At 63.4% G+C, this 243-nt stretch carries 1 protein-coding gene; it reads right to left on the bottom strand.

Annotated features, from left to right (window positions below; translation table 11 throughout):
- The coding region (locus ACLJZ5_RS22150; protein WP_079844456.1) for a sodium ion-translocating decarboxylase subunit beta at nucleotides 1-243 on the bottom strand (243 nt) is incomplete at its 5' end.

The raw sequence follows: 243 nt of genomic DNA, 5'->3' as shown, positions 1-243 counted from the left end.
TTACATCGCCAGCACGTACTTGAGCATCACGCCCGCCGCAATGGCCGAGCCAATCACCCCGGCCACGTTCGGGCCCATCGCGTGCATCAGCAGGAAGTTCTGCGGGTCCGATTCCAGCCCCACCTTGTTCGACACCCTGGCTGCCATCGGCACCGCCGACACCCCCGCCGAACCGATAAGCGGGTTGATTTTGTTCTTACTGCACAGGTTCAGCAGCTTCGCCATCAGCACCCCGGCCGCCGT

Origin of the sequence: Salmonella sp. 5800, assembly GCF_046558195.1 — a bacterium.
GTDB classification, from domain to species: Bacteria; Pseudomonadota; Gammaproteobacteria; order Enterobacterales; family Enterobacteriaceae; genus Salmonella; species Salmonella enterica.
This window is presented reverse-complemented; position numbering and strand designations above follow the sequence as displayed.